General features: G+C 69.4%; 6 protein-coding genes. All 6 read left to right on the top strand.

Annotated elements, in window-relative coordinates:
• The first annotated feature begins 47 nt into the window (after positions 1-47).
• The 6 genes from J8I34_RS29690 to J8I34_RS29665 all read left to right on the top strand — a co-directional run bounded on the left by J8I34_RS29690 (position 48) and on the right by J8I34_RS29665 (position 6737).
• Entirely contained in the window at positions 48-857 is an 810-nt protein-coding gene (locus J8I34_RS29690; protein WP_245176231.1) for a TRAP transporter substrate-binding protein, read from the top strand.
• Between the two features lie 83 nt (positions 858-940).
• On the top strand, positions 941-1492 hold the full coding sequence (locus tag J8I34_RS29685; protein WP_029049788.1) for a TRAP transporter small permease subunit: 552 nt from the start codon (positions 941-943) through the stop codon (positions 1490-1492).
• Positions 1492-2802 carry a TRAP transporter large permease gene (locus tag J8I34_RS29680; protein ID WP_209807735.1) on the top strand — a complete coding sequence of 437 codons (1311 nt, stop codon included), beginning with the start codon at positions 1492-1494 and terminating at the stop codon, positions 2800-2802. Before J8I34_RS29685 ends, J8I34_RS29680 begins: the two co-directional genes overlap by 1 nt.
• A 54-nt stretch (positions 2803-2856) precedes the next feature.
• Positions 2857-4152, top strand: a complete 1296-nt coding sequence (locus tag J8I34_RS29675; protein ID WP_209807730.1) for a D-amino acid dehydrogenase — start codon at positions 2857-2859, stop codon at positions 4150-4152.
• 6 nt (positions 4153-4158) lie between these two features.
• The gene (locus J8I34_RS29670; protein ID WP_209807729.1) at positions 4159-5766 is read left to right on the top strand and encodes an NAD(P)H-hydrate dehydratase; all 1608 of its coding nucleotides are present in this window, start codon (positions 4159-4161) and stop codon (positions 5764-5766) included.
• Positions 5763-6737 carry a DMT family transporter gene (locus J8I34_RS29665; protein ID WP_209807728.1) on the top strand — a complete coding sequence of 325 codons (975 nt, stop codon included), beginning with the start codon at positions 5763-5765 and terminating at the stop codon, positions 6735-6737. The genes J8I34_RS29670 and J8I34_RS29665 overlap by 4 nt, the downstream gene beginning before the upstream one ends.
• The last annotated feature ends 38 nt before the right edge of the window (positions 6738-6775 follow it).

The following is a 6775-nucleotide window of genomic DNA, read 5'->3' as shown; positions in this document are numbered from 1 at the left end:
TCATGCAGCTTTCGTGATCCTCATTTAACGTCTCTGCCGCCCTTCCGTTGGCAGAGGTTTTTCAGACCATCCCTAATGGCTCGCTGCTCAAGGCCAACGAAATCAAGCGCGGCGTGCAGACCGGCCAGGTGCAGATGGGCGAGATCCTGATGTCGCTGCTGGCCAACGAAAATCCGGTGTTCGGCGTCGATGCGGTGCCGTTCCTGGCCACCAGCTACACCGATGCCTACAAGCTGTGGCAGGCATCGCGCCCGGTCACCGAGAAGGTGCTCGACAAGCAGGGCATGAAGCTGCTCTATGCGGTGGCATGGCCGCCCCAGGGCATCTACGCCAACAAGCCGATCAACTCGGCCGCCGACATGAAGGGGCTGAAGTGGCGCGCCTACAACCCGGCCACCTCGCGCATCGCCGAACTGGTCAGCGCGCAGCCGGTGACGATCCAGGCGGCCGACCTGGCGCAGGCGCTGGCCACCGGCACGGTCAATTCGTTCATGTCGTCGGGCGCGACCGGGGTCGACACCAAGGTGTGGGAAAGCGTGAAGTACTTCTATACCGTGGATGCGTGGCTGCCCAAGAACATGCTGGTGGTCAGCAAGAAGGCCTTCGCGGCGCTGGACAAGCCCACCCAGGACGCGCTGCTCAAGGCTGTCGCCGACGCCGAGAAGCGCGGCTGGCAGGTCTCGGAGCAGAAAACCAGGGAGTACCTGGCCACCTTGTCGAAGAACGGCATGACGGTGCAGCCGCCATCGCCGCAGCTCAAGGCCGACATGCAGAAGGTCGGCCAGACCATGGTCGACGACTGGGCCAAGACCGCGGGCGATGACGGCAAGGCCATCCTGAACGCCTATCGCAAGTAAGCAAGTAAGCCAGCTCCGCAGCCTCCCGCCAGGCCCTGCAGGCTGGCATGGCGGGAGCTCCCCTCCTTCCTGACGCTGCCATCATGCCGACTGCCCCACTCCCCAAGCGCTGGCTCGACCGCCTGCTCGACCTGTTCGCCGCGCTCGGCGCGCTCTGCATCCTCGCCGTCTGCGTGATCATGATCCTGATGTCGCTGTCGCGCGAGACCGCGGTGATCTTCAAGGGCGGCGACGATATCGTCGCCTGGCTGTGCGCGGCCTCCGCCTTTCTCGTCCTCGGCCAGACTTTCCAGCACGGCGGCATCGTGCGCGTGGAAATGCTGCTCGAAGCCGTCGGGCCACGCAGGCGCTGGGTGCTTGAGGTGGCCTCGCTGACCGTCTGCCTGGCGTTTGCCGCCTACGCGGCCTGGGCGCTCGGCACCTTCGCCTGGCAAAGCTGGGACATCGGCGATGTCTCGCAGGGACAGATCGTGATCCCGCTGTGGATTCCGCAGAGCTTCGCGGTGCTGGGCACCATCGGCTTCCTGCTGGCGGTGGCCGATGAATGGCTGCGCGTGGTGCGCCGGCAGAAGCCGCGCTACCAGCTGGCGCAGGAAGCTAAGCTCGCCGCCGGCGATTTCGGGGAGACGGTCTGATGAGCACGGTCCTGGTGGCATTGATACTGTTGCTGGTGCTGATCGTCTTCCTGGCGATCGGCGCGTGGATCCCGGTGGCGATCGCGGTCACGTCGTGGATCGGGCTGGTGGTGTTCTCGGACCGCGAGGCGCTGGTGAGCCTGGCCAACGCGTGGTGGTCGTCGAGCGCGTCATACACGCTGGCGTCGCTGCCGCTCTTTGTCTGGATGGGCGAGATCCTGTTCCGCACCAAGCTGTCGGAGCAGATGTTCAGCGGCCTCTCGCCGTGGCTGAACTGGCTGCCAGGGCGGCTGATGCACGTCAACATCCTGGGTTGCGGCATCTTCGGCTCGGTGTCGGGGTCGTCGGCTGCGACCTGCGCCACCATCGCCAAATCCGCGCTGCCGGAGCTGACGCGGCGCGGGTACGACGAGCGCACCACGCTCGGCTCGCTGTCGTGCGCGGGCACGCTGGGCATCCTGATCCCGCCGTCGATCACGATGGTGGTGTATGCGGTGTCGGCGGACGTGTCGATCATCCGCGTGTTCCTGGCGGGCTTTATCCCCGGGCTGATGCTGATGCTGCTGTTCTCCGGCTATATCATTGCCTGGGCCCTGGCCAACCCAGGCAAGACCCCGGCGCCCGACCGCTTCGACTGGCATGCGCGGCTGGCGTCGATCCGGCAACTGCTGCCCTGCATCGTGCTGATCGCCTTTATCGCGTGGGTCATGGTCACCGGCTACGCCACCGCGACCGAAGCCGCCGCCTACGGCGTGGTGGCGTCGCTGGGGCTGGCGTGGGCCGGTGGCTCGCTGACGCGCGCGGCGTTCTGGGACAGCCTGATGTCGGCGACGCGCCTGACCGCGATGATCATGTTCGTGCTCGGGGCCACCTCGTTCCTGTCGGTGACGATGAGCTTTACCGGCATCCCGCGCGCGCTGGCCGAGTGGGTGGCCGCGCTGCAACTTTCGCCGTGGGCGCTGATCGCGGTGCTGACTGTGATCTACATCATGCTCGGCACGGCGCTGGACGGCATCTCGATGATCGCGCTGACCACCGCCACGGTGCTGCCGATGGTGCAGGCGGCCGGCTTCGACCTGGTCTGGTTCGGCATCTTCATCGTGCTGCTGGTGGAAATCGCAGAGGTGACGCCGCCGGTCGGGTTCAACCTGTTCGTGCTGCAGAGCATGACCGGCAAGGACAGCAACTATATCGCCCGGGTTTCGCTGCCGTTCTTCATGATGATGGTGGTAGCCATCGCCATCATCACGATCTGGCCACAGGTGGTGACGTGGCTGCCCGACCTGGTCATGCAGCAGGAGGTCAGATAGCATGGGCCGGACGCCGCTCTTGAGCCGGCGCGCCGCGCGGAGGCGGCTGACCGCATGCACGTGATCGTCATCGGCGCCGGCGTGATCGGCGTCTGTTCCGCGTGGTACCTGCGCCAGGCCGGTTTCGACGTGACCGTGCTGGAGCGCCGCGCCGCGCCCGCGCAGGAGGCCAGCTTCGGCAACGCCGGCATGATCGCGCCGGGCTATGTCACGCCGTGGGCGGCGCCGGGCATGCCGGGCAAGGTGCTGCGCACGCTGTTCGCGCGCGAAGCGCCGGTGGTGTTCCGCCCGTCGGCGGACCCGGCGATGTGGCGCTGGATCGCGCGGTGGCTGCGCGAGTGCAACCTGGAACGCTACCGCGCCAACAAGCTGCGCATGCAGCGGCTGGCCTTCTACAGCCGCGCCTGCCTGCACCGGCTGCGCAGCGAGCTGGAGATCGACTACGAGCAGTCGCAGGGCTACCTGCAGCTGTTCCGCACCGCGCGCGACCTGGACCTGGCAGGCCCGGCGGTGGCGCTGCTGCGCGAGAACAACGTGCCGCACCAGCTGGTCAGCGCGCAGGAATGCCGGCGCATCGAACCCGGCCTGGCCGCCGATACGCCATTGGCCGGCGGCCTGCATCTGCCCGAGGATGAATCCGGCAACTGCCCGATGTTCGTGCGCGCGCTGCACCGGCATGCCGAGGCGGCGGGGGTAGCCTTCCGCTTCGATACCCAGGTGACACGCATCCGGCCAGGCCAGGGTGGCAGGCTGCAGGTCGAACTCGCGCACGGCACGAATGGAAGCGCGCCGGTGCTGGCTGCCGACCGCGTCCTGGTCGCCGCCGGCGTCGACAGCGCTCCGCTGCTGCGGCCGCTGGGCCTGCGCGTGCCGTTGTATCCGGTCAAGGGATACTCGCTCACGCTGCTGGTGCGCGACGAACTGCAGGCGCCGCTGGGCGCGCTGATGGACGAGTCATACAAGATCGCGATCACGCGGCTGGGCAATCGCATGCGCGTCGCCGGCACCGCCGAGCTGGGTTCGCGCCGGCTCGACCTGCGCCCCGCCGCGCTGCGCACGCTGGTCAAGGTGGCGCGCGACTGGTTCCCTGTGGCGGGCAACTACCAGGAAGCCACGCAATGGGCCGGTGCGCGCCCGATGCTTCCGGACGGGCCGCCGCTGATCGGTCCCACTGCGGTGCCCGGGCTGTTCCTCAACCTTGGCCACGGCTCGACGGGCTGGGCGATGAGCTGCGGATCAGGCAAGATTGCGGCTGACCAGATCGCCGCCAGCGCCGGCGCGGCACGCGGGCCCGACATCGACATGGAGGGCCTGCTGCCGGACCGCCATGGCCTGGGCCCCGCCGGATAGCCACACATGAGCCACCCTGCCGTTTCCCCCGCCGCGCCGCAAGACCAGGGCAACGGCTGGTTTGAACTCGACGCCGCCTCGGCATTGCCTGCCCCGCTGTACGACGTCGCCGCCATTCGCCGCATCGAGAACGCCGCCTTCACACGACTGCCCTCGTTCACGCTGATGTCGCGCGCCGGCGCCGGGGCCGCGGACTGGCTGGCGCGGCATGCGCCGGAGGGTCCATTGCTGTTTCTTGCCGGGCCGGGCAACAACGGTGGCGACGCGCTGGTGGCCGCGACGCTGCTGCACGGCGCGGGCCGCACGGTGCAGGTATGGATCGCGGCGGACCCGGCCCGGCTGCCGGCCGATGCGGCCATCGCATGGCAGCAGGCGCAGGCGGCAGGCGTACCGATACGCGAAGTCGGGGCGATGCCGGCATCCGCGGCGGATCCCGCACCGGAGTGGCCGCCACAGGCCGCCGCCATCGTCGACGGCCTGCTCGGCATCGGGCTGAACCGCGCGGCCGGCGACGCCATGGCGTGGTGGATCGACCAGGTCAACCGCAGCGGACTGCCGGTATTCGCGCTCGACATTCCCAGCGGCCTGTTCGCCGACACCGGTGCGGGCGCACCGGCAATCCGCGCCCGCCGCACGCTGACATTCATTGCCGCCAAGCCGGGCCTGCTGACGCTGGACGGCCGCGATTGCGCCGGCGCCGTCGACATCGCGCCGCTCGGCCTCGACTACCCTCCCGCGGAGCCGCCGCATGCACTGGCCAATGGCACGGCGCTGTTCGGCGCAGCGCTGCCGCGACGGCACCATGCCAGCAACAAGGGCACACATGGTTCGCTGGCGGTGATCGGCGGCAACCATGGCATGACCGGCGCCCCCCTGCTCGGTGCGCGCGCCGCGCAGTTCCTGGGGGCGGGCAAGGTCCATATCGGCTTTCTCGCGCAGCCGGCGCCGCTGCTCGACCCGGTGCATCCGGAACTGATGCTGCATGCGCTGGATGCCCTGGCGGTTGGGGCGATGTCGGCACTGGTGATCGGCCCCGGACTCGGCACCGACGCCACGGCGCAGCGGCACTTCGCGCGGCTGCTGCAGGCACTTGCCGCGGCGCCGCTGCCGACGGTGCTAGACGCGGATGCGCTCAACCTGCTCGCCGCGGATCCCGCCCATGCGGGCGCGCTGGCCGCGGCACGCGCACCCTGCGTGATGACGCCGCACCCGCTTGAAGCGGCGCGCCTGATGGGCATCTTGGTGGCAGACGTGCAGCGCGACCGCATCGCGGCGGCTGCCGCGCTGGCGCGGCAATGGCAGGCGGTGGTTGTACTGAAGGGCTCGGGATCGGTGATCGCAGCGCCGGACGGCAGCCCCGCCGCGCTGAACCCGACCGGCAACGCCGCGCTGGCCAGCGCGGGCACCGGCGACGTGCTGGCCGGCATGATCGGCGCATTGCTGGCGCAAGGCATGCCGCCGCTGCCGGCCGCGCAGGCGGCGGTGTGGATCCACGGCCAGGCGGCGGACGAGCTGGTCGCGCAAGGCACCGGGCCGGCTGGCGTGACCGCCAGCGAGCTGTATCTGCCCGCGCGCACCGTGTTCAACCGTTTGCTAGCGGGGAACGGCGCATGACGGCTGGCGCGGCATTGCTGCGCGACCCGACCGACCGGCGCCAGCTGCTGGCCGGCATCGCCCTGCTGGTGATCGGCCAATGGGTGCTGAGCCTGCTCGACGCCACCAGCAAGACGCTGACGCAGCAGGGCCTGCCGCTGGTCGCGGTGGCGTGGGTGCGCTATGTCGGCCATGTCATCGCAATCTTCCTGCTGCTGCGGCCGGCCGGCTGGCGGCGCCACTGGCGCCCGGCAAAGCCCGGCCTGCAGTGGCTGCGCGGCGGCCTGATGCTCGTGTCAACGCTGGTGTTCTTCAGCGTGCTGATGCTGATGCCGCTGGCGCAGGCCACGGCGCTGAACTTCTGCGCGCCGCTGTTCGTGGTGGCGCTGTCGCCGTGGCTGCTCGGCGAGCGCCCCGGGCGGCACGCGCGCTGGATGCGCTGGACAGGCGTGATCGTCGGCTTTGCCGGCATGCTGGTGGTCGTGCGCCCCGGCGGGCAGCTCAGCCCGCTTGGCGTGGGCCTGGGGCTGCTGTCCGCAATGGTGTTCGCGCTGCTGCAGATGCTGACGCGCCGCATTGCCGCGCATGACGCGCCCATGACCACGCTGATCCAGAGCGGCGTGACCGGCGCCTGCCTGACCTCGCTGATCGTGCCCTTCTTCTGGTTCACCGCTTGGCCCACGCCGATGCAATGTGCGCTGCTGCTGTCGGCGGGCATCACGGGGTCGCTGGGCCACTATTTCGTCATCCGCGCCTTCCAGCACGCCGATGCCTCGTTCCTGAGTCCTTTCCTGTACCTGCAGATCATCTCGGCCACCGTGATCGGCTACCTCGCGTTCGGGCAGTTGCCTGACTGGACCACGGCGGCAGGGATCGGCGTCATCTGCCTGGGTGGGCTGTTCGTCGCCGGCGGCGAGCCGGTGTTGCGCGCGGTGGCGGCGCGGCTGCGCGCGCGGCCCGTCACGGCGGGGCCGTCAGACAACGCCCGATAGCTGGCTGGCAGGCCCGATGCTATGTTGCAAGTGGTAAC

Origin of the sequence: Cupriavidus phytohabitans (assembly GCF_017815025.1) — a bacterium.
Classification (GTDB): domain Bacteria; phylum Pseudomonadota; class Gammaproteobacteria; order Burkholderiales; family Burkholderiaceae; genus Cupriavidus.
This window is presented reverse-complemented; position numbering and strand designations above follow the sequence as displayed.

What these genes read in the sequence shown, in the direction of transcription:
- J8I34_RS29680 (WP_209807735.1), top strand. Translation starts at nt 1,492, where the DNA reads ATGAGCACGGTCCTGGTGGCATTGATACTGTTGCTGGTGCTGATCGTC.
- J8I34_RS29685 (WP_029049788.1), top strand. Translation starts at nt 941, where the DNA reads ATGCCGACTGCCCCACTCCCCAAGCGCTGGCTCGACCGCCTGCTCGAC.
- J8I34_RS29675 (WP_209807730.1), top strand. Translation starts at nt 2,857, where the DNA reads ATGCACGTGATCGTCATCGGCGCCGGCGTGATCGGCGTCTGTTCCGCG.
- J8I34_RS29665 (WP_209807728.1), top strand. Translation starts at nt 5,763, where the DNA reads ATGACGGCTGGCGCGGCATTGCTGCGCGACCCGACCGACCGGCGCCAG.
- J8I34_RS29670 (WP_209807729.1), top strand. Translation starts at nt 4,159, where the DNA reads ATGAGCCACCCTGCCGTTTCCCCCGCCGCGCCGCAAGACCAGGGCAAC.